The sequence below is a fragment of the Anaerobacterium chartisolvens genome, assembly GCF_003337415.1.
GTDB classification, from domain to species: domain Bacteria; phylum Bacillota; class Clostridia; order Acetivibrionales; family DSM-27016; genus Anaerobacterium; species Anaerobacterium chartisolvens.
Genome location: NZ_QPJT01000015.1, coordinates 107,249 through 128,871, shown reverse-complemented (window position 1 = coordinate 128,871; position 21,623 = coordinate 107,249). Strand labels below are relative to the sequence as shown.

Sequence of the window (21,623 nt, the reverse complement as noted above, 5' to 3'; positions counted from 1 at the left end):
CCCAATACATCTTTGTTTCCGTCCAGATCTACTCCCACACACATGTATGCTGCCTTGTTGACTATATGTCCTTCCTGCCGGACTTTATAGTGTATCGCATCTAAAAACGCTATAGCATATACGCTTTGCAGCGGGCGGCCTTGCCATTCCTTGATGAGCGGCATGAGCCGGTTGGTTATATTCGATACAACTGTCGGGGATACTTCAACCCCATAGAGCTGGTTCAGATGATCCTGTATATCTCTTGCTGACATCCCTTTAGCATATAGAGCTATAATCTGCTCTTCAATACCAGCCACATTTTTCTGGTGCTTTTTTACGATGACCGGGTCAAATTCACCTTCACGATCTCGGGGGATATCAAGCTCCATTTCGCCATACTCACTACGGAGCGTCTTCTTAGAATGTCCATTTCGCCTATTCTCTGTTTCCTTGCTGTTCGTGTCGTTTTTTGCATACCCCAAAGTGTCATCTAACTCAGCCTCAAGCATTTCCTGCATCACATCCTTAAACATTTCCTTTAAGGTATTCTGAATGTCAGTTGCCGACTTGATGTTGTTCTCCTTGATGAACTCACGTAACTGCTTCCTATCCATTAAACCCATGCGCTTTTCCACCTTTCCATTCTATTATACTATTTGATAAAATGGTTTTGGTAAAAGCACAAACTATTTTACACTCTCCACTTGCTCCATCAATCCCAACAAATCCTCTGCTGTCCGGCTATCTCCACACTGGGCTATCACATTACCTGTCTTGATGTCAAACGCAGCAATCAAAGACTGTGTACCGTGGCGAATATACTCAGATTCATACTTGACTGCAATACCGGGTTTGGGAAGGATGGTCTCGGCAATCCTTTCGGTAGCCTGCATTCCTGTTTTTTCATCTACACATATAACTACTTCATCACTCGGAGTATTTATATATAAATTCACTACCTCATTAACTCTTTCTGTAAATTCGGGATCCTTACTGTGGAGCCACATCCTGAACTTATGAGGTTTCAAATCGTTCATTTGGAGGGTCCTTCTTACACTGGATTCACTTATACTGAGTCCATCAATAGTTGCATTTGCTGCTTCCGTCAATATCTTCCCAGTCCAGTGATTATTCGTATCATACCCGTAATTACTCGGCTTATCACATGCAACAGCAATAATCTCGCACCTTTGTAGTATTGTAAAGGTTGTGGGTGCTCCTGAACGTGGGCTATCCTCAAGTCCATCAATACCTTTGGAGTGGAAGCGGTCTCTCCACTTCCTAACAGTCTTGATGTCGATACCAAGTTGCTGTGCTACTTCATTTTCACGCTTTCCATCATTCAGTATAAGTATAATTCTTGACCTCAATACCTCTCGTTGTTCAGATTTCTGTGCGTTCACAGTCTTTATCAGTTCTTCTCTGTCTTTACGTTTCACTTTTATTTTGTCAATTAGTTTTCTCATGTAAACTATAGTAACTCGGTTTACATAAATATCCACTGGAGATTGTATCCTATACAGGACACTTATGCAATAATATCCACTATTGCCCTATTGGGTACGGATTTCCAGTGTCCTGTACTAGTTAAGCTGAAAACAAAAAATGATAATGCCGGTAAAATAGAGAGTCAGGATGATATATCGAAGGATGAGGTGAGGAAAGATGATTAAGGTATATTTAAGCCCTTCAACACAGGATGACAATGTTGGAGCGGGTAACTACGGCACGGAAGAACAGAGGATGAACCAAGTGGCGGATGTAACTCAGCAGGTACTTGAGAGGCATGGAGTCAAGGTTTACAGAAACAAGCCGGAGTGGTCTCTTTCACAGGTTGTGGCAGACAGTAATGCAAAAAAACCGGATGTTCATTTCGCCATTCACAGTAATGCCGGTGGTGGAAGGGGATGCGAGGTATACTGCCACAGGTTTGGAGGGAATGGAGAAAAGCTTGCAAGAGTTGTTTATGCAGAGCTTTCACCCTTAACGCCGACATCAGACAGAGGAGTTAAGGAAGGGTATAACTTCTATGGACCAGGTAAGCACATGTATGAACTGGCCTACACTGATGCACCTGCTGCTCTGGTAGAAACAGCCTATCATGATAATCCGAATGATGCCCAGTGGATTATATCCCATATCGAACAAATAGGGACAGTTATTGCGAAAGGTGTACTTAAATATTTCAATATACCTTTTTAAAGAAGAAAGCCCAGACTTAGACAGTGAACTAGATGTTGTTCAGGAATTCAGAATCATACAGTCACCGGATTACTGGAAGCAGAATGCAGTAAAAGGTAAAAATGTAGCTGGTGAATATGCCGCCATCCTTATAAAAAGGGTAGCGGCTTTATTAATGAAGGGAGGAATTTCATAATGAATCAATCGAGATGGAGAAGCCCGGTCGCCTGGACAGCAATTGCGGCGCTTTTACTGTTTATTATGAAAAACTACGGTTTGCTTGACCATGTTGGACTGACTGAAGACAGCGTTAAGGAACTTACGACCCTGATATTTGCTGTATTGTCTGCATTCGCAATTTTTAATAATCCAACAAGCAAGGATAGTTTTTAACAATTAAGTATCTCGATAAAATTAAAAACTGCAAAACACAAAATGAAATATGGGAGCAGAAAACCATATCTTATTTCATTATTAACTTGAAAAATGAAATAAGATATGGTAATATTTAAGTATATTTCATTTTGGAGGTAGTTGAAATTAAATCTGAACGTGCAGGGAAAAATATTAATGTATTATCTGGGGAAATGAGCTATAAAGCATTTGAACCAGCACCATTGCCACCACTTCCGCATATAAAAATTGATGATGAAATGACATTTTTACTCAGCAAGGCTCATCGCTTGGTTGGGAGACTTGATGGAATTTCAGAGCAGATACCAAATATTGATTTGTTCGTTGCAATGTATGTTCGAAAGGAAGCTTTGCTGTCATCACAAATCGAGGGTACGCAGGCGACTTTGGATGATATTCTTGACCCTGATATTGAGGAAAACACAAACCTTGATGTTGCAGATGTTGTAAATTACATTAAAGCTATGCAATTTGCAATTTCTCGGCTGCAAGAGTTGCCTTTGTGCAATAGGCTTTTTAAGGAGACCCATGTGGTATTAATGGAAGGTGTACGAGGACAGGAGAAGAGTCCGGGGGAGTTCAGGCGAAGCCAGAATTGGATTGGACCACAGGGTGGAAACTTGAAAAATGCCGTTTTTGTTCCTCCAACTGTGGAGCCTATGGAAAAAGCAATGTCGGACTTGGAAAAATTCATGAATGCCGATGACGAAATAGACCCTCTGATAAAAGCTGGATTGATTCATTATCAGTTTGAGACGATACACCCTTTTCTTGATGGAAACGGGAGAATAGGGAGGATGCTTATAACCCTTTGGATGATTGTACAACAATTGCTGAAGTGCCCGGTTCTATACATTTCATATTTCTTTAAAAGAAACAGGATTGAATATTACGATCGCTTGACGGATGTGAGAACTAAGGGGCACTTTGAAGAGTGGATTCGATTTTTTCTAAATGCGGTTGTAGATTCTGCTAGTGATGCATGCAATACAATAAATGAATTGACAAACCTTCATAAGGTGAACTACGCCAGGATCGAAGCATTGAGAGGGAGAAAGGACACGCTTTTTAGGCTGCTTAATTATATCGAGAACAATCCTATTATTTATATTGCAAAAACGGCACAGGCGCTTGGTCTACAATATAATACCGTTGCAAAGGCTGTAGAGAAACTGGTTGGGTTGGAGATAATGAAGGAGACAACTTCGTTTAAACGTAACAGAAGGTTTAGCTATACCCAATATCTTGACTATTTGAGGAAGGATACTCAACTTTAGGTATTATAAATGGTCTTAATAAATTGGTTGTAATCCTTGCTATTCGTGACAAAGTGTCTCGCGCTATGAGCAATGATGAATTAGACCATATTTTTGATACTGACGGATTCTTTATGTAACAGGATTGTGTGATAAGTAGGAAAAATAAACAAGATGGCAGATTAGCCTATGTGGAGCGAATCGTAGAGGAGTATGTAAAGAACAATGTAAGGTGATGATGAATTGAAACTGTTTGATGTAGTTCCGGGTAATTTTTTCTCAGTTTTATCTTCCGGCAATCGGGAGATCTATTTTGATGCGCTGATGATTCTACACGAAATGTTCAAGTTTGAATTGAATATTCGTGTGGACGACTATATTTCATCGCTAATCTCAATATTAGAGGACAGGGCTTTTGAACTGGAGGAAGATGATGAGGCGCAAGAAGGCGGGCTAACCCTTAGCGGAAAAGCTCGGTTGATTCTAAATCGCTTTGTTAAGACAGGATGGGTTGATAAAGAATTTCTGGATGGTTCCTTTATCGAAATTATCACGCCACGTAGTTATGCGATTCCTATTATGAAAATACTCAGTGATTTTGGTAACAATTCACTGCAGGAATATAATTCTCTAGTTTTCGCTACATTCTCCGGGTTAAAGCAGGCCAAAACGGAGAATGAGTCTCATATGTATGAGGCCGTTTTATCTGCAAGAGCAAATACAGAACAATTGCAGTATGCATTAAGAACGCTTTATCATGGGATACGTGGCTTTCTTCGAGGGATTGTGGAGCAGCAAGATGTTAATCTTCTTCTGCAGGATCACTTTGGCGAATACAAAAAAATGTCGGATCGCATCTACCATCCCATCAAGACAATGGATTCTGTTCATCGTTATATGGGTCCGATTCAGAGCTTGCTAACAGATATACTGGCAGATGAATCCCTGATGAAAACTATGCGTGATCGAGCTATTAATATAAAAAAGTATGACGATGAAGCAGAAGCCGATGAGGAAATTATCAAAGCAATTGACTATATTTTGGATGCATACCAGACGGTTGGCGACCTAGTTAGTGAGATAGATCGAAAACACAGTACCTATACCAAAAGCTCAATTGAGAAAATCCAATATCTGATGACCGCAGATCAGACCATAAAAGGAAAGCTTGCGGAACTGTTAAAGACATACGCGAGCATGACAGACGATAAACGCGATCAACTTGCTGATATTATGGAAAAAACTATTCGCGTTAACAGACAGGAGTTTTTTGATTCTCAGTCTTTGTATCATAAAAATGTTAAGAGTCGACGCGTTGAAAGAACTCCGCTCGCCGTTGACCTAGACGATTCGTTTACTGATCTTGCAGAAGGATACTTACTGGAGCAAATAAAAAACAGATACTCTGCCGCAAAGGTACGTGCTTTTGTTGATAGCCTTTTTATAAACGGTGTCAGCCGGATTGAGACAAAGGACATCCAAATATCAGGAGATTCCGACTTTATACTACTCATTTTGGCTGTAATTCGTCAAAATGACAGGGGCATGCCTTATACTGTCGAGATAGGGGAAGGGCGAATTCAGCAGAACGGATATGCTATTCCTAATATGGCCATCATTAAAAAGGAGGTTCCTAGCAATGTGGAGTGAAACTTTTGAAGCTTTATCCAATTACGAAAAGGGTGAATTTCGCAGGCTGGCTAATTACCTCCTGTCGCATACGTATCTCGTCCGCGATGTGTATAAGCCTGACAAACAATGGACTGAGCCTAACGGGGATTATAGAATGATCAATCGGCTGTTTGAATGTATGCGCGATTACTTTTATGTGTCTGGCTGGAGGTTGGAAAAGGATGATAACTACGGTGTTATCTCGCTTATAAACGAATATGATCATAACCGACTGCGTATGGATCGTTTTACCACTCTTTTCCTTTATACATGTCGATTAATATACGAAGAAGGACGGGAACAGGGTGACAACCTACATATTGTACGAACTGATACAAGCTCTATTGTTGAGAAAATGAGGACACTGGGGCTTCTCAACAAGGGAAAAACAACACAAAAAGAACGACTTGAAGCGCAACGCACCCTTTCCCATTTTAACATCATCCAAAAAACTGAAACTACAGCTTGGAGTGCTGAGGGAAACGGTGTGTTGATTTTCACATCCATTCTGTCAATTATTCCTAACCAAGGGATTAACGATATGATGATAGAATTAGAAGAACTCCGAACTGATGATGCTGATACTGACGCGGAAATAGAAGCTGAGGAACAGGAGGATTTGGAATGAAACTTTTACGCAAACTCTTGTTAATTCATTGGCATTATTTTAACCATGAATTAATCGAATTCAATCAGCTTAATTTTCTCACAGGAAAGAACGCTTCGGGAAAATCTACTATTATCGATGCTATGCAATTGATATTACTGGGTGATACAAGTGGTAGCTTTTTTAATAAAGCAGCTAGCGGCCGTGGTAATCGCACCCTTAAGGGCTACCTTATGGGTGAATTGGGTGATGATGAAGATTCAGGGTTTCGTTATCTTCGGAGCGGCAGATTTTCAAGCTATGTAGTATTGGAGTTCTATGATACAGAAAAGAAAAAGGCCTTTACGGTAGGCTGTTGCTTTGATACATATTCAGAAAATGACACACAAAAACTGTTCTTTCTTTATGATGGTGCAATGCATAATAATGGATTTTTACATGGAAATACACCAATGGATATTACTGCATTGCGCACTTTCCTAAAAGAACGTTATGCAGGGCATTATGAAACAACTGATGTTGGGAGAGACTTCAGAACAAAACTATATGGCAAACTTGGCGGTTTACGCGACCGCTTTGCAGGGCTTCTTAAAAAAGCGGTTTCTTTCAATCCCAATGTGGATATTCAGCAATTTATTTCTGATTTTGTGTGTGATACGCAGCAAGCTGTTGATGTTAGTCATATGCAAGAAAACATCAGAAGCTACAAAAGGCTTGAGGCGGAAGCCGATGTCCTTAAAGAGAGAATTTCGTTGCTGGAAAGGATTATTAATGTCCACCAAAGCTTTACTACGCAACGAAACAATGAACGGCTTTATTCTTATTTAATTGATCGTGCATTCGCAGATATGAAAAGAATCGAACTGGATTCAGCTTTAACAAGCGCAAAAAGAGTTTCAGAGCAACTTGATGAGTTGATTAAAAAGATAACTGAAGAGGATACTCGTCTAGTAAAACTCCGTGAGCAACGAGACACATTAAACGCTCAACTGTTAAATGACAGCGCTGCACAGGCTTTAGATATAATAGATCGTCAAATTGTTGAAAAAGAGAGCCAAATCCGAACACTCCGCAATGAATTTGAAAAGGCGCTTAGTATCCTTTCATCGCATATTTCATCGTGGCGGAGATACACTGAGGCAATGCTTCAAAAAATCAATTCAATAGATACGGGTTTATTGCAAGCAGGTGTGACATCTCGAATCAGCGACATATGCATGGAAGGGAACAGCTTTCTCGAAGGTAGTGTATCCTTAGCAAGTATGGATATGGATGCCGTGCTGTATGTTGGAGAGTCTGGATTGGCTAAGTATTCTGCTAACGCTGACAATCTAAAAAGGCATTCTATTGAATTAGCTTCGCGCTTGCGGGATGAGCAGGAAGCATTAGCAAGGCAGCGATCAGAGCTTATGGCCGAACAGCAATCACTTGAAGGAGGAATTTATCGTTTTCCACAGGATGCGCTCGACTTGAAGGCTGCAGTGATTTCTCGATTGCGTACAATTGCGAAAAGGGAAGTAAATGTGCGTATTGTCGCGGAAGCCGCCGAAATTAAAAGTGACCGCTGGCGCAATGCTATTGAAGGTTATCTCAATACACAAAGATTTTACATCATTGTGCCACAGGAATATTTTAATGCGGCTCTGCATGTCTATGATACGATAAAACGCCAACAAGCAATCTATGGTACAGGAATTGTCGATGTTGAAAAGCTAAAACGATTAAATCCTACAGCAGATGAGGGAAGTCTAGCAGAAGAGATCGAAACAGATGACTTGGATGTAAAAGTTTTTTTAGATTACACTTTAGGGCGCGTTCAAAAATGTGACAGCGTAGGTGAGTTGCGACGGTTCCGTACCTCAGTTACTGACGAAGGAATGCTTTATCAAAATTTTGTTGTCAGAGCAATGAATCCGGAGCGCTGGGCAAAACCGGCCATTGGGCAAGGCGCGATTCAAAGAAGACTTGAAACCGTTAAACAAGAGATTAACTTTTTGACTGAGCAAGTCACAGTTTGCGCTGGCATAAAAATTGGACTTGATTACATCAGTGGATTAACTTTGCTGAGCAATACTGAAATAGATAATTGTGTTTCAGCTGCAAGGAATTTTTCTTCGATCCCTACTCTTGAATCGGATTTATTAACGCTACGAAAAAGTCGTGAAGCAATTGATACAAGCGCTATTGATTCCTTGAAAAATCGTATTGCCGCTTTGGATAAAAATATATCAGAACAAGACCAATTACTACGTCAATTCTCAGAGAATAGAGGAAAACTTGAAGAAACACTGCGCCGCCTAAAAGAAGAAACTATTCCTAAACTTACTGAAGAACAGGAAGAGAAGGAAGCAAATATCGCAAGCGGATACAGTGACGATTGGATTAGGGAAATTGGTTACCCTAGATATGTAAGGGAATTATCTTCCAGAGGAAAACCCGATAATATCGCCGACGCTTTCCCAAGAGAACGGAGTAGAACCAAAAATGCAAAAGAGGATGCATGGGAGCAAACATTAGATTTGCGACGTAAATACAATGATAAATACAAAATGGGATTTGACATTAAGGCAGAAGGCAATGAGGTCTATGATGACGCATGGTTGGAGCTCACTGATAATAAATTACCGGATTACTTAGCCAGAATCACAGATGCACGTTCAAAGGCCTTTGAGCAATTTCAAGAAGACTTTTTGAGCCGCTTACAAAACAATATAAACAATGCCAAACGCCAAATTGATGAATTAAACGGTGCATTGCGCGGGGCATCTTTTGGGGAAGATACATATCGGTTTCGTATTATTCCCAAACCCGAATACAGGCGCTATTATGACATGATCGTAGATGATATGCTTCTTCAGGGCGGATATAATCTGCTCTCAGGACAATTCAATGCGAAATATAAGGATGAAATTGCGGATTTATTTGCAATAATAACCAATGAAGATGGAACAGGCGGACCACAGGGAAGCATTGAATATGAAAAACGTGTTCATGAATTTACAGATTACCGTACGTATCTGGATTTTGATCTTGAGGTTGTGGGGCATGATGGTGTATCACAACGGTTATCAAAAACACTTGGTAAAAAATCTGGTGGTGAGACTCAGACTCCTTTTTACATCGCTGTACTGGCCTCTTTCGCTCAACTGTATCGTGCAGGAAGAGAGAAAAGTTATAAGACATCTCGACTTATTATTTTTGATGAGGCCTTTTCTAAAATGGATGGTGAACGAATAGTCAGGAGTATTGAACTATTGCGGAAGTTTGAGTTTCAAGTCATCTTATCTGCTCCGCCTGACAAGATAGGTGACATTGCAACGCTTGTAGATAAGAATCTCTGCGTTTTAAGAGACGGGAAACGCACTTGCGTCCGGAGTTTTGATCCAAAACAAGTAGAGGAAATAATTTATGAGTGATAAAATTCAGAAAAACATACTTTGGGCATTATTAGATAAATATGAGCGCAGTAGTTTCTTTAGAGACGAAAAGCAACCCACGCGTAGAATACTTTTGAAATTATACGATGGTGGCAAGAGCGATTTCCCTTATTATGATATTGAGAAAAGTGAGCGTCGCATTTCTGTAAACCGAGCAGTAGTAGAGTTAGCCGAACTGGATTTGCTATCCTTTGAATGGATGAAAGGCGAACGTGATCACATCATAGCAAAAGTGTGGCTGAACACAGATAGACTGGAGTTTGCATATGAAATTGCCGAACGTAAATCAAAAAGTGATGTTGTAGATGAAATCTGCTTGGAGTTGCTAGATATGCACGAACAGGTGTCCGCTCCATGGCTCAAGACATTTTTTCATGATGCTTATACTGAGGTTTCCAAAAGACGCAGTATTGCCAGTTCTATTCCTGCCGATAAAGAGGAACGGAATAACCTGTTCAAAGTTTTCAGTGCGATTGATAATATGAATAACATAGAGCTTACCGAAAGAGTATTCTCGCTACTGTGTTTTGGAGACTCAAAAAAATTTGAGAGGGTAGCAAGGTCTCGTACCATCAGTATACTACGTAAGTACTTTGAGTGCGATGATGATACCCGCGACGAGGATATACTTCGGCAAGTTGGGATTGTCAAATATCCTGAACAATTTGAGTTCTGCGGGAAAGTTAGTCTGGTGATTAAAACAGAGGTGGTTGACTTTGCTTATCTTCGTTTTGGAAGCAGCATCAGTATATCCGACTTAGTAAGAGGGGACTTGGTTATATCACCTTATGTAAAACGTATATTGACCATTGAGAACCGGGCAAATTATATTGAATATATACAAAAAAACAAAGCGGATGATGAACTTGTTCTTTACCACGCAGGACAGTATAGCCCATCCAAAAAACTGTTTTTCCTGGCTATTAAGGAAAGAATGCCAGAGGGCAGCATTTGGGAACACTGGGGCGATATAGACTATGGAGGATTTACCATGTTAGCGCGTCTAAGACGTGAAGTTTTGAATGAGATCAAACCGTTTCGGATGGATACATCAGAACTAGTTAACTACAAACACCTTACCGCTTCGATAACGATGCAATATGCCGAAAAATTGAGGTCGCTTATTACAAAACAGGAATTGCAGGATTGTTATGATTGTATTAATTATTTAATTGAAAATAAAGTTCGTTTAGAGCAAGAATCTATGCTTGTAGAATCAGCGGATTAGCTTTTATTTTGTCATAAATTTGGTGTATACTTGCATATGCTTATTGAGATTATCCTTAAGGAGGTCAGTAAGCATGAATGCTGAGCAAGAGAATAAAAATCAAATCATCAGGACTTTATTGTGTGACGAGTCATGGTCAAACAGTGCTTGTTGCGGTTACGCATTATTTGCTGCTAAATCATTAGGCTATTCTAAGGAACAGATAGGAGAGCTTATTTCCGCACTTAATGCTGCATTTGGAAATCACTCAGTTGAAGAAGCAAAACGCAAGTATGAACATAGCTATTATATTTAGAGTTATTCGGAAATCCAATGTTTTTGATTTTGTGCGTGTATTTTCATGACGGTATTGACTTGTTTCCGAACACGGATAGAAGTTGTAATTGCATTGTGGACATGTTTCCTAGTACGGAAAAGGCCATTAAAACCACTATTGATATATTCCCGCGAACGGACAAAACGGAAAATACACTCGAGACATCAATATGAAGGCTTTGAGCCATGTTGAGACGGTTTGTCTTCTGGAGAAAAATAAATAGAGTTTGGTAATTATAAGGAGAATGAAAAATGATATCACGAACATGGCACGGAATTGTTCCAATAGAAATGAAGGATGCATTTGAAAAATATGAATATGAGACAGGCGTAAAAGATACTTTGGCAATTTTGGGAAACAGAGGAGCTTTTTTAAAAATTGTAGAACAAGGAGAATATGCTCATTTCTTTTTATGTACGAAATGGGATACGATGGAAAGTGTCATAGCATATGCAGGGAGTAATCCTACAATTGCTGTGACATATCCTGAAGATGAAAAGTATGGTTTGATTTCTGATCCCATAGTAATAATTCAGGAAGTTCCAGATGACACTAATCCTTTTGTGGAATAAGCATATTTCAATTGCATTAGTGATTTTCCGCCAAGGCCCCACCAGGTTCAAGCGGCATCTTTTTTGTACACTCAAGGCATGTTGAGTGTATAATAATGATGACGTATTGTGGATGAAGGACAAATAAGACGAGTCAACCACTATATGTAGTGGCTTTGAAGTAAAAAACAGGCAAATTTTGAGACAAAAAACAGCGATTTTTGGCCCTGATTTTTGGAGCGTTTCATAGATGACATTCGGAAGTTTTGAAGATTACCCAAAAAATATAGCCCTAAAAATATAGGACGATTACAATTCGTGTAACTTGAAACTCGTAGCCTGTAGTGATATAATTGAAAAATGAAAAAATAGCAATTATAATTTAAGTCTTAATACGAGCGGTGATGAATTGGAAAAGATAGCATTAAATAAAGAGATAATCCTCAACGCAACAGAAGAAGTTATTCGCCGTTTCGGACCAGACAAAGCGAATATCACTGACGTTGCAAAATCATTAAAAGTTAGCCACGCTGCCATTTATAGATATTATAATGGAAAAACTGCACTTTGGAACGCTGTTACTGAACGCTGGCTTACAAATCTGCATGCTCCTTCAAATGATATATTAAAGGAAGATAGTCCTGCTGATATTAAGCTATTTCATTTACTCAAAGAATTTGCGGAAGCTAAACACCGCAGTGCCATTAATGAGCCGGAAATGTTTGCAAACTACATTAAACTAGCCAGAAGTTCCATGGAAGTAATAGAAAAAAGTATAGAAGACGGGATTAATTGTATCAAGGAGATTATTGTACAAGGAGTTAAGGAAGGTATTTTTTTTACAAAATTTCCTCATCAAGCGGCAAGAGCCGTATACTTTGCAACCAGCGTTTTTTTCCACCCAAACTCATTAGAAGATCCTGATCGAATACAGAACTTGGAATCTGTTGTAAATCTTTTAATAAGAGGACTTAAAAATCCTAATAAATGAATCGAGCAGGAGATGACGGCTAGCCTTTGCCCTCTCGCGATACCCAGCATGAGGGTATGTACTGGGTGTTTCCTAAAGTTTAACAAAGCTCTAAAACACGATGAGGTAACTTTCAAGCCCTTGACGTTCCAAATAGGAATTGTTGAGGGCGTTATTTATATTCCCAAACATGATCACTCTTTTCAAAGTACGGTCAAGCTGAAGGTGGCATACATTTCTGTAACGTTATTCCATCGTTGCAGGTATGATTGTTCCTTTATAGTTGAAAAAAATAATAAAATCAATAACAAGTTACATATTTATTTTATTGTAGTTTGTTATGAGATATGATAAAATCAATATTGCAAGTTGCTAATATTAAATAATGTAACATGTAATGGAGCAAGGAGGACGCTAATGTCAAAGAATATCATATTCTATTTTTCTGGTACAGGTAACAGTCTAAAAGTGGCAAAAGATGTCGCCGCCGCTATTGAAGACTGCGAGATAATTTCAATGGGGAAATCGCACAAGTTAAGCGGTATATACGAGCGAATTGGCTTTGTGTATCCTATGTACGCTGGCGGTATGCCGATTGTGGTTGAGAGGTTTATAAAAGCACTTGACCTTTCAGAAAACAAAAACAGCTTTATTTTTGCTATTTGTACAAGCGGAAGCGGGGTTGCCGGCGGTTTGACGAATATCAGCAAAATCATTGGTGGCAAGGGTGGAAAACTGAGCTATGGTGAAAGCATTAGGTGCTATTCTAATTATGTTGTTTTGTACCCCATGGGAAGCGATCCCGATAATAAAGCAAAGGCCCAAGCACAGGCTACAAAGCAGGTTATTAAGGACATTCAAAGTATGGCTGTAAAGACAATTTTTAAAAACAGTCTAATGGAACTAATTCATGGACTTTTTATAAAGTCCCTGGCAAATAAGGACAAAGGGTTCAATGTAAGCGAAGCTTGTAACAACTGCGCAATCTGCAGCAAAGTTTGTCCTGTTGAAAATATAAAAATGCAAGACGGCAAGCCAATATTTTTGCATCACTGCGAGCAGTGCATGGCTTGTGTTCAGTGGTGCCCTAAACAAGCCATCAACTTTAAGAATAAAACACAAAACCGTGGCCGTTATCATCACCCAGATGTAACACTTACGGATATGATTAACGAAAAATCATAACATACGGCCGCGTCGGTGGTTTGCTTGGGCTTTAGGGCTTATTACTAGCCGAGCCTATAGACTCATCGAAAATTTGACGTTCCGGATCGGAATTGTTGAGGGCGTTATTATCGACCTTTACATTCAGGCCTAATGGCAGTTGTACAATAAAAATACTACCTTTTCCAAGCTCGCTTTGTACTTTAATAGTTCCTTCACATAACTTGGTAATTCTCTTGACTAAAGTTAACCCTAATCCATTTCCAGCCATTGAATGAGAGGTATCTCCCTGATAGAATTTGTCAAACATATGCCTCATGGTTTCATCACTCATTCCGTATCCGTTATCTTCAAGCCGGAAGGTAGCCTTTTGTCCGCTCCTCCATAGGCCCACTTTAATTACTCCGCCATTGTTGGTGTACTTGATGGCATTATCAAGAAGATTAACCCAAATCTGCTGAATTAAATTTTTGTTACTGAGTATTTTAATTCCATCTTCAAGGTTAATGTCAACGTGAAGATTTTTATCGCTCCACTTTGGTTCTAACATTACAATTGCAAGTCTGATTTGTTCATCTAAACAATAGATAGTTTTTTCGCTAATAATCTCTGTACTTTCTATTTTTGAAAGGTTAAGAACGTTAGTGGAAAGATGAACAAGCCGCTCTGATTCCTTCACAATTATATTTAGGTATTCCTGCTTTTCCTCGTCGCTAGCATCACCCGCTTGTAATAGTTTGGCGAATCCACTAATCGAAGTAATGGGTGTTTTGAACTCATGGGAAAAGTTTCTCACAAAGTCACTGCGCAGGGTTTCGATACCTTTTAACTCCTGCACCATCTTATTGAAGCTCCCGGCAAGCGCATCCAATTCAAAGACAAAACTGCCGTTTACCATAACCGAGAAATTACCCTGAGATACCTTTTCGGTGGCTTTCATCATATCTCGGATTGGTTTAACAGAGCGCCGACTTAATAATGTTGCTATTACCACGCCCATAAAAATACTGATATATACCATTATGGAGATTGCTCGACTTGGACTTGCGGTACCTTCTAAATCCAAGATGCCTATTTGAATTAGCAAATAAGCAATCAACCCAGCCGAAAAAATGGACAAAAGCATGACCAGAAAAACCAAAGCTACCAAGGAAACCGCAAGACTGATTTTCGGAGGAAGCCACTTTTTTATTCGTTTCATACGCGCCTCACAATCTTATACCCCAAGCCGCGCACTGTCACAATTTCAAAATCGGGGTTGTCTCTGAATTTATCGCGCAGTCTGTTGATATGGACATTCAGGGTATGTTCGTCTGTTTCAGTCTCCAAGCCCCAAATTTCGTCCATTAGTTGATTGCGCGTGAATATCATATCGGGATAACTCATGAGCTTAAAAAGAAGTTGAAATTCTTTCTTTGGTAAAGCAAGCTGTTCATCTTTCCATGAAACTGCAAGCGTATTGTAGTCCGCTGTAGTTTCGCCCATGACCACTTTGTGTTCGCTGGTAATTCGCGCCCGACGCAAAAGTGCCTTTATTCGGAACAACATTTCTTGTTCATCAAAGGGTTTCGTCATATAATCATCAGTTCCGGAAAGAAAACCTTTATGTTTGTTTTCCGTATCTTGATTAGCGGTTACCATCAGGATCGGGATGTTTTCGCCAACATCACGTAATTGATGACATAACTCATAGCCATCCAAGCGAGGCATCATCAAATCCAAAACAATCAAATCAAATCGTTGTGTTTCCATCTTGTCAAGTGCTTCAAGACCATCATTTGCAGTACATGCGTTATATCCGCCGCGCTTTAAAACAGCGCACATTAGTTTCTGAGTATTTATGTCATCTTCGACAACTAAAATATCGAACACTATATTCACCTCCATTTGCAATAGTATACCACCTATAAAGTAAAATGAACATCAACGAATTTCTGAGTAAAAATTGAGGTTCAGTTTATGTTTAAAGATTAAAGTGCATTATAGCGTCATTTAAGATAAAGATGCAAAATGAAAATCACAAAAGGAGTAAAGCAAATGGAAAAAACAAGTAGCTGTTACGCTGCAATACAGATGGATGGCCTTACAAAAAAATTCGGTGATTATCGCGCCGTCAGCGATCTTTCACTTGATGTGAATCATGGCGAAATATTCGGGTTTCTTGGTCTGAATGGGGCAGGTAAATCGACCACAATCAAAATGATGCTGTCATTGCTCAAACCCTCGTCCGGCAGTATCTACATGCTGGGGAATAAAGTTGACTCCGGAAGTCACAAGTTATGGGAGAAAATTGGCTATTTGGAAGAAGCAACTTATTATCCAGGGCTTACTGTAATAGAAAATTTAGACATTGCCCGCCGGATGCAAATGATATCTGACCGCCAATCCATCACTCGTGTGATACAAAAGCTCGGCTTGGAAGCTCATAAAGATAAGAAAGCGAAGAATCTTTCTCTGGGAAATAAACAACGGTTAGGATTAGCGAAAGCAATGATCCACAATCCAAAGATTTTAATTTTGGATGAACCCATCAACGGTCTTGACCCCGCTGGTGTCGTGGAAATCAGGGAGATGCTTTTCGATTTATCGAAAAATTTTGGGGTTACTGTTTTTATATCAAGTCACCAACTGGAAGAACTTTCAAAGCTGGTTGATCGAATTGGAATAATCCATGAAGGACAGTTGATCCAGGAAATCAAAATGGCGCATTTGGAGCAGTCTTTACAAAAACACGTGGTTCTGGATGGCCGCGATAAAAATGCAATGAAACAGATACTCTCGGAACATAGATATCGTTTTGAGGAAAGCACAGATGGACGCTTGTTCCTTTCGGAAGGCCCCGCGACGGAAGAACCCGAAAGATTGGCCGAACTGCTGGTTCGTTTTGGACAACCCCCAACACAATTAAACATCGTTACCGAAGATTTAGAAGGTTATTTTTTACGGATCATTCAAAGCACAAGGAGGATACACTGATGAAGATATTATCATTTGTACATTGCGAAGCCCTTAAAGTATTGCGTTCAAGTGTTTTTTGGATTGTCGTTGCTGCATTTGCCACCATGCCAATTATGCTTGGTTTAGTCACATATATCAACGCTGCTGGTACTGGCTGGGCGCCTTATTTAACTGATTTACTTGGTTCCATTACTGCTCTTTTGGTAATTGGATTTTCTTTCACCGCCTGTTGGGTTTTCGGACGGGAATATACAGATAAAACGATCAGTGAATTGCTTGTGAAGCCAGTATCTAAACTTTATGTGGTGCTGTCAAAGTTTATCGTAGTTTTCCTTTGGGATGTACTGTTGGCCTTCTTCATGTTTGCGGTTGTGTTCATTATGGGAATACTGATTGGGCTTAATGGTGGGACAGGATTGCTTATCGTGAATAGCTTTCTTGCTTTTATGGCAACGTCATTGCTAATTATGGCTGTCAGCACAATAAGTGCCCTGTTGGCGAATGTCAGTAAGGGATATTTGGCTCCTATTGGGTTTGCGTTCCTTATTGTGATCATTTCCAATGTCGTTGCGCAGGCTGGGCTTGCCGCTTACTTTCCCTGGACAATTCCGGCTTTGTTCATTTCAAATGTTCCTCTTGGCTTCGCCAGCATCGCCATACTTGCTATTACAGGAATAACGGGGTTTGTTGGAACAGTCGCATGGTGGAGGTTTGCCGAACAGCAATAGATTCAATCAGGCTTTTTGCACAATAAACATGGGTTATAAGCTTTATACCCCACCGCCAAGGGGCTACCAGCCTCAGTCGGCATCTTTTTTACCCACTCAAGGCATGTTGAGTGCGTGATAATGATGACGTATTGTGGTTTTGGAGCGAAAATTAAGCAAAAATCCGGGCAAAAAAGTGCGTTTTTTGACCCGGATTTTTGAGGTATTTCATAGATGACATTTGGTATTTCAGAGTCCAGACTTGAATTTCCCATGGTTGGCAATAAATATAGAACATACAAACAAACCGAAATTTGCGGAGGAAAATAAAATGGCATGGGATTATGCAGAACTATCAAAGATGGCAAAAGCAAATGGTGGTCCTAAAAAATTGGTAGACTTACTTATCAATTCAGGAAAAAGAAAAATGTTTCCGTGGCTAGGAGCAGCTGTTGCGGTAGGAGTTGCGACTACTGTACTTGTTCAAAAAGCATATAAATATTTATCTAATAAAAAAGCTGAGTCAAATGCAGAGATGGAATTGGCTAAACAAGAATTGATTCAAGGGATTAAAGATTATGATGCGACCCATGCCGAAGTACATTCTGATATTATGAATATAAGAAAAATTACTGACAACAAAAAAGAATATATGGACCTATTATTGCTGGCTGACGAGCAAGAAGATATGATAGATAAGTATCTTGATCATGGTGAAATGTTTGTTTTGGATGATAATGGCATAAAAGCTGAATGTGTGATTACACAAGAAGCTGATGGTGTTTATGAGCTTAAAAACATTGCTGTTTTATCTGATTGTCGACGAAAAGGCTATGGAAAAGCCCTGATAGAGTTCCTATTTTCTGCTTACACTGATTGCAACACTATGCTGGTTGGGACGGGGGATGTTCCCTCTGCCCTTACTTTTTATAAAAAATGTGGTTTTACCGAATCACATAGAATAAAAAACTTTTTTATAGATAATTACGACCACCCAATGTTTGAAGATGGAAAACAACTGGTTGATATGGTTTATCTGAAATGGGAGCGATAACTACGTTGAGAGTATAGCGTTGATAAGACTGTATGTTTGTCATAAACTTTAAGGTGGTTTTCTGGCTTTCTATCACTTGATTGTGATAGAAGTGATAGAAACTGATAGAAGGTGTGGTATTATGAAGCAGCATAAAAGTGAAACATGTTCTGCACATAGTTAGCAATAAATAGTGCAGAATCATTGAGCTTTGTGCAGAATACAGCTTTCAATTCTGCCTAATTTACTTGACTTATGCACAAAATGTATATAGAATTATGCATAAAGATGATCTGATGTGCAGAAAGAGAGTGAACATATGCGAGAATTCAACTACAATGTGATTCCGAACGAATTGTTCTGCAGTGATATCATGAATCTGGTATCAGCAATACATGAGTACAAAGGAAAACAGGAATTGTTTATAGAAGCGAAGCCGGATATTTTGAATGCGATGCTTGAGATTGCCAAAATCCAAAGCATTGGCGCATCCAACAGAATTGAAGGCATATATACTTCTGACGAACGTCTTGATGCCATTGTCAAGGAAAAAGCCGAACCGCGAAACCGTTCTGAATCTGAAATCGCCGGTTACCGGGAAGTTCTCCAGCTGATTCATGAAAACTATGATTATATGCCTCCCAGAGTAAATGTAATACTGCAGCTTCACAGGGATCTTTATCAATTCAGCCCGTCATCGTCAGGCGGTAATTTTAAAAAATCAGATAATATCATTGCAGAAACTGACCCTGAAGGAAATAACAGAATCCGTTTTCAGCCTTTGTCTGCTTTTGAAACACCGGATGCGATGGAAAGACTGACAAATACATTTGTTGAGGCTATCAATGCGGAAAAGCATGATCCTCTACTTTTGATTCCCATGTTTGTTCTGGATTTTCTTTGTATACATCCCTTCAATGACGGAAACGGAAGGATGAGCAGGCTGCTAACGCTTTTGCTGCTTTATCGCTCAGGATATATTGTTGGAAAATATATAAGCCTGGAAATGATTATCGAGAAGACAAAGGAAACCTACTATGAGACGTTGCAGAACAGCTCGCAGCTGTGGCATGAGAATAAAAATGACAATCTGCCTTTTGTGAAGTATTGTTTAGGGATTATCCTCAATGCCTATAAAGAATTTTCATCAAGGGTAGAGCATTTACAAAACAGGAGCTTGTCAAAACCTGAAAGAATAAGGCTGTTGTTTGATAACACGCTAAAAAGGCTGTCTAAAAGAGACATCCTTGAAAAATGCCCCGATATAAGTACTTCGACCATTGAGGTTGCACTGGCCGGATTGCTGAAAGAGGGGTATATCATCAAAACTGGTGCAGGCAAGAAAACGGCATATATACGAAATACGGAGCAGGCACAATCATAACGCAGAGAACCTCGCCGACAGGCAATGGTATATAGGTGATCAAATGGCAAAGCATGAGTTTGGAATCTTTGAAACGGAGCCGGAGCAAGATAAAAGGTATGACGAATATTGTCCCGAAAAATATGGCTGTATTGCAATACACGATGATCACATTGAACCCTTGCTCAGGGAATTAAGTGTACTGGAAACATATATTCACACCCTTTCCCGTCCGGGCAACGGACTTGTATATTACGGCATAACATTAATACCGCCGTCATCCCTGCCCGAATTTAAGAAAATAATTGACTTAACCGGCCGGGCAGAGCTGCAGACCCTTTCTAAAAAAATAGAGGAAGCGGTGCGGCGGCATAAATTTATGATCCATTACGGAATCTAAGTAACCTCTGAAAATTAGCGGGGAGTATTTTCTAACGAAGATACCCCGCTTTTTTTGTGCCTTTTTTAGGGATCTAAATGTATGATATCAAAACGAATGGAGGAAAGCACAATGGCAAATGAAACAATGCGTATCTTTTTCCCTCTGAAGATTGTCACCTATCCGCAAGGTGAGTTTGGAATGGAGGATAACCCTATTCAAATGACCTCCTCGGAGGCCTTGGCATATGAGGAGGCTATCCTTGCTGCCATCGCAAAAGAGAACCGCCAGTTTGAAAATGACAGAGGGCTTGCGGAGTACATCCATGATGAAGCCCTCAGCCAAAAGGTGCACAGCCTGTACCCGTCGGTTGAAATTGTCGGCGGCGAGCTGTGGGGAGTGATGACCGCGGGGCTGAAGGAATCATTATCAAGTAAAGAAACAGCCGGGCTATTGGATTTTATTTGCGGGCAAAACGCTGATGGGTTTGGAGAAGGCCTTGAACAGCGGCCTATCAAAACTCCGGAGGGTGAAATCTATATTAGCTTCTGGAACGATAGCGATGAGTATTCTATTAAGCCGGAACAGGAGTTTAAGCAGGAACCGACAGGCCAGGGAATGCAGTTCAATATGTAGCACTCTTTGGCTTTAATCGAAATCGAGGGCGACTTATATATTTCAGGAAGGAGAGAATCGAATGCCAGAAAAAGAAAAAGTGATGACCATAACGCTGATGAGGACAGATTTATACGATGCGCCGGGATACATCGGCGCATACCTTGCTCTTCCGGCAGGCAAGTGAGAGCTGCAGGATGCATTGCATCGCGCCAGGATAACGGAGGGCCAGCCATATCAAATTGTTGAGTGCATGAATATGGAGGGGGCGGAGCTTGACTACATACCTGAAAAACCTGCCCTTGATGAACTGAATTTCCTGGCATACCGTATTAGTGAATTATCCCAACAAGAACGTATTGGTGGTAGAATATAAATAGTACAAAGCAAATGTGGAAAGTTCCAAATAAATTGTTACAATAAATACAAGATGGAGGAGCTTAACATGAGCGTACAGTACACACAAGATTTTAAAGAAGATGCGGTATCTTATTATCATGGGCATAGGGAATTAGGTATGAATGGCTGTGCTAAGAATCTGGGAATCAGTAAGTCTGCATTAAGTAACTGGGTAAATGCAGCAAAAGAACACCAAGGTGAAGTACCTACCAGAGGATCCGGAAATTATTCTAGCGATGAAGCAAAAGAAATCGCACGGTTAAAAAAGGAACTGCGCGATGCGCAGGATGCGCTTGATGTATTAAAAAAAGCAATCAACATTCTGGGAAGATGACATAAGCTATTTATACAGAAGTCACCGCAAAGAAGGAAGAACTCAGTGGAAAACGCCG

The 21,623-nt window shown here is 40.0% G+C and carries 23 protein-coding genes; 19 read left to right on the top strand and 4 right to left on the bottom strand.

The annotated features are described in order from the left end of the window. Both DFR58_RS13655 and DFR58_RS13650 read right to left on the bottom strand, forming a co-directional pair. The coding region (locus tag DFR58_RS13655; protein ID WP_207659232.1) for an IS256 family transposase at window positions 1-596 on the bottom strand (596 nt) is incomplete at its 3' end. A gap of 72 nt (window positions 597-668) precedes the next feature. Further along, window positions 669-1,484, bottom strand: a complete 816-nt coding sequence (locus tag DFR58_RS13650; RefSeq protein ID WP_114298406.1) for an IS630 family transposase — start codon at window positions 1,482-1,484, stop codon at window positions 669-671. Between the two features lie 163 nt (window positions 1,485-1,647). Between DFR58_RS13650 and DFR58_RS13645 the strand changes: the two genes are divergently transcribed. From DFR58_RS13645 to DFR58_RS13585, 12 genes are all read left to right on the top strand, one after another. Beyond that, window positions 1,648-2,184 carry an N-acetylmuramoyl-L-alanine amidase family protein gene (locus DFR58_RS13645; protein WP_114298405.1) on the top strand — a complete coding sequence of 179 codons (537 nt, stop codon included), beginning with the start codon at window positions 1,648-1,650 and terminating at the stop codon, window positions 2,182-2,184. After that, window positions 2,144-2,359 carry a hypothetical protein gene (locus DFR58_RS22190; protein ID WP_147273179.1) on the top strand — a complete coding sequence of 72 codons (216 nt, stop codon included), beginning with the start codon at window positions 2,144-2,146 and terminating at the stop codon, window positions 2,357-2,359. Before DFR58_RS13645 ends, DFR58_RS22190 begins: the two co-directional genes overlap by 41 nt. Beyond that, the gene (locus DFR58_RS13635; protein ID WP_114298403.1) at window positions 2,359-2,556 is read left to right on the top strand and encodes a holin; all 198 of its coding nucleotides are present in this window, start codon (window positions 2,359-2,361) and stop codon (window positions 2,554-2,556) included. The genes DFR58_RS22190 and DFR58_RS13635 overlap by 1 nt, the downstream gene beginning before the upstream one ends. A 131-nt stretch (window positions 2,557-2,687) precedes the next feature. Beyond that, on the top strand, window positions 2,688-3,854 hold the full coding sequence (locus DFR58_RS13630; RefSeq protein WP_341457407.1) for a Fic family protein: 1,167 nt from the start codon (window positions 2,688-2,690) through the stop codon (window positions 3,852-3,854). Between the two features lie 222 nt (window positions 3,855-4,076). Further along, window positions 4,077-5,483: a Wadjet anti-phage system protein JetA family protein gene (locus DFR58_RS13625; RefSeq protein ID WP_114298402.1), complete on the top strand. Its 1,407-nt coding sequence runs from the start codon at window positions 4,077-4,079 to the stop codon at window positions 5,481-5,483. Further along, window positions 5,473-6,132 (top strand): DUF4194 domain-containing protein, encoded by a 660-nt coding sequence (locus DFR58_RS13620; protein WP_170138152.1) that lies wholly within the window; start codon window positions 5,473-5,475, stop codon window positions 6,130-6,132. Before DFR58_RS13625 ends, DFR58_RS13620 begins: the two co-directional genes overlap by 11 nt. Beyond that, window positions 6,129-9,527, top strand: coding sequence for an ATP-binding protein (locus tag DFR58_RS13615; protein ID WP_114298400.1), 3,399 nt, complete (start codon window positions 6,129-6,131; stop codon window positions 9,525-9,527). Before DFR58_RS13620 ends, DFR58_RS13615 begins: the two co-directional genes overlap by 4 nt. Further along, complete coding sequence (locus tag DFR58_RS13610) at window positions 9,520-10,776, top strand: Wadjet anti-phage system protein JetD domain-containing protein (RefSeq protein WP_114298399.1); 1,257 nt, start codon at window positions 9,520-9,522, stop codon at window positions 10,774-10,776. Before DFR58_RS13615 ends, DFR58_RS13610 begins: the two co-directional genes overlap by 8 nt. Window positions 10,777-10,849: 73 nt before the next feature. Continuing rightward, window positions 10,850-11,071, top strand: a complete 222-nt coding sequence (locus DFR58_RS13605) for a hypothetical protein (RefSeq protein ID WP_114298398.1) — start codon at window positions 10,850-10,852, stop codon at window positions 11,069-11,071. Between the two features lie 272 nt (window positions 11,072-11,343). After that, window positions 11,344-11,664, top strand: a complete 321-nt coding sequence (locus DFR58_RS13600; protein ID WP_114298397.1) for a hypothetical protein — start codon at window positions 11,344-11,346, stop codon at window positions 11,662-11,664. Between the two features lie 388 nt (window positions 11,665-12,052). Further along, complete coding sequence (locus DFR58_RS13595; RefSeq protein ID WP_114298396.1) at window positions 12,053-12,634, top strand: TetR/AcrR family transcriptional regulator; 582 nt, start codon at window positions 12,053-12,055, stop codon at window positions 12,632-12,634. Window positions 12,635-13,030: 396 nt separating this feature from the next. Further along, window positions 13,031-13,798: an EFR1 family ferrodoxin gene (locus DFR58_RS13585; protein WP_114298394.1), complete on the top strand. Its 768-nt coding sequence runs from the start codon at window positions 13,031-13,033 to the stop codon at window positions 13,796-13,798. Between the two features lie 31 nt (window positions 13,799-13,829). On the opposite strand, the gene DFR58_RS13580 is transcribed toward DFR58_RS13585, so the two are convergent. Both DFR58_RS13580 and DFR58_RS13575 read right to left on the bottom strand, forming a co-directional pair. Continuing rightward, window positions 13,830-14,978 carry a sensor histidine kinase gene (locus DFR58_RS13580; protein ID WP_114298393.1) on the bottom strand — a complete coding sequence of 383 codons (1,149 nt, stop codon included), beginning with the start codon at window positions 14,976-14,978 and terminating at the stop codon, window positions 13,830-13,832. Continuing rightward, window positions 14,975-15,649 carry a response regulator transcription factor gene (locus tag DFR58_RS13575; protein WP_114298392.1) on the bottom strand — a complete coding sequence of 225 codons (675 nt, stop codon included), beginning with the start codon at window positions 15,647-15,649 and terminating at the stop codon, window positions 14,975-14,977. The genes DFR58_RS13580 and DFR58_RS13575 overlap by 4 nt, the downstream gene beginning before the upstream one ends. A 165-nt stretch (window positions 15,650-15,814) precedes the next feature. Here DFR58_RS13575 and DFR58_RS13570 point away from each other — a divergent pair, with 165 nt between their 5' ends. The 7 genes from DFR58_RS13570 to DFR58_RS13535 all read left to right on the top strand — a co-directional run bounded on the left by DFR58_RS13570 (window position 15,815) and on the right by DFR58_RS13535 (window position 21,565). Continuing rightward, window positions 15,815-16,753, top strand: a complete 939-nt coding sequence (locus tag DFR58_RS13570; protein ID WP_114298391.1) for an ABC transporter ATP-binding protein — start codon at window positions 15,815-15,817, stop codon at window positions 16,751-16,753. Next, complete coding sequence (locus DFR58_RS13565) at window positions 16,753-17,463, top strand: ABC transporter permease (protein WP_114298390.1); 711 nt, start codon at window positions 16,753-16,755, stop codon at window positions 17,461-17,463. The genes DFR58_RS13570 and DFR58_RS13565 overlap by 1 nt, the downstream gene beginning before the upstream one ends. Before the next feature lie 592 nt (window positions 17,464-18,055). Beyond that, the gene (locus DFR58_RS13560) at window positions 18,056-18,496 is read left to right on the top strand and encodes a GNAT family N-acetyltransferase (RefSeq protein ID WP_114298412.1); all 441 of its coding nucleotides are present in this window, start codon (window positions 18,056-18,058) and stop codon (window positions 18,494-18,496) included. 298 nt (window positions 18,497-18,794) lie between these two features. After that, window positions 18,795-19,859: a Fic family protein gene (locus DFR58_RS13555; protein WP_114298389.1), complete on the top strand. Its 1,065-nt coding sequence runs from the start codon at window positions 18,795-18,797 to the stop codon at window positions 19,857-19,859. Beyond that, window positions 19,807-20,238: a hypothetical protein gene (locus DFR58_RS13550; RefSeq protein ID WP_242987639.1), complete on the top strand. Its 432-nt coding sequence runs from the start codon at window positions 19,807-19,809 to the stop codon at window positions 20,236-20,238. Before DFR58_RS13555 ends, DFR58_RS13550 begins: the two co-directional genes overlap by 53 nt. 111 nt (window positions 20,239-20,349) lie before the next feature. After that, window positions 20,350-20,853 carry a hypothetical protein gene (locus tag DFR58_RS13545; protein WP_114298387.1) on the top strand — a complete coding sequence of 168 codons (504 nt, stop codon included), beginning with the start codon at window positions 20,350-20,352 and terminating at the stop codon, window positions 20,851-20,853. A 424-nt stretch (window positions 20,854-21,277) separates the two neighbouring features. Continuing rightward, entirely contained in the window at window positions 21,278-21,565 is a 288-nt protein-coding gene (locus DFR58_RS13535) for a transposase (protein WP_114298386.1), read from the top strand. The last annotated feature ends 58 nt before the right edge of the window (window positions 21,566-21,623 follow it).

What these genes read in the sequence shown, in the direction of transcription:
- DFR58_RS13585 (WP_114298394.1), top strand. Translation starts at nt 13,031, where the DNA reads ATGTCAAAGAATATCATATTCTATTTTTCTGGTACAGGTAACAGTCTA.
- DFR58_RS13560 (WP_114298412.1), top strand. Translation starts at nt 18,056, where the DNA reads ATGAATATAAGAAAAATTACTGACAACAAAAAAGAATATATGGACCTA.
- DFR58_RS13610 (WP_114298399.1), top strand. Translation starts at nt 9,520, where the DNA reads ATGAGTGATAAAATTCAGAAAAACATACTTTGGGCATTATTAGATAAA.
- DFR58_RS13570 (WP_114298391.1), top strand. Translation starts at nt 15,815, where the DNA reads ATGGAAAAAACAAGTAGCTGTTACGCTGCAATACAGATGGATGGCCTT.
- DFR58_RS13535 (WP_114298386.1), top strand. Translation starts at nt 21,278, where the DNA reads ATGAGCGTACAGTACACACAAGATTTTAAAGAAGATGCGGTATCTTAT.
- DFR58_RS13605 (WP_114298398.1), top strand. Translation starts at nt 10,850, where the DNA reads ATGAATGCTGAGCAAGAGAATAAAAATCAAATCATCAGGACTTTATTG.
- DFR58_RS13600 (WP_114298397.1), top strand. Translation starts at nt 11,344, where the DNA reads ATGATATCACGAACATGGCACGGAATTGTTCCAATAGAAATGAAGGAT.
- DFR58_RS13555 (WP_114298389.1), top strand. Translation starts at nt 18,795, where the DNA reads ATGCGAGAATTCAACTACAATGTGATTCCGAACGAATTGTTCTGCAGT.
- DFR58_RS13565 (WP_114298390.1), top strand. Translation starts at nt 16,753, where the DNA reads ATGAAGATATTATCATTTGTACATTGCGAAGCCCTTAAAGTATTGCGT.
- DFR58_RS13635 (WP_114298403.1), top strand. Translation starts at nt 2,359, where the DNA reads ATGAATCAATCGAGATGGAGAAGCCCGGTCGCCTGGACAGCAATTGCG.
- DFR58_RS13620 (WP_170138152.1), top strand. Translation starts at nt 5,473, where the DNA reads ATGTGGAGTGAAACTTTTGAAGCTTTATCCAATTACGAAAAGGGTGAA.
- DFR58_RS13580 (WP_114298393.1), bottom strand. Translation starts at nt 14,978, where the DNA reads ATGAAACGAATAAAAAAGTGGCTTCCTCCGAAAATCAGTCTTGCGGTT.
- DFR58_RS13645 (WP_114298405.1), top strand. Translation starts at nt 1,648, where the DNA reads ATGATTAAGGTATATTTAAGCCCTTCAACACAGGATGACAATGTTGGA.
- DFR58_RS13615 (WP_114298400.1), top strand. Translation starts at nt 6,129, where the DNA reads ATGAAACTTTTACGCAAACTCTTGTTAATTCATTGGCATTATTTTAAC.
- DFR58_RS13545 (WP_114298387.1), top strand. Translation starts at nt 20,350, where the DNA reads ATGGCAAATGAAACAATGCGTATCTTTTTCCCTCTGAAGATTGTCACC.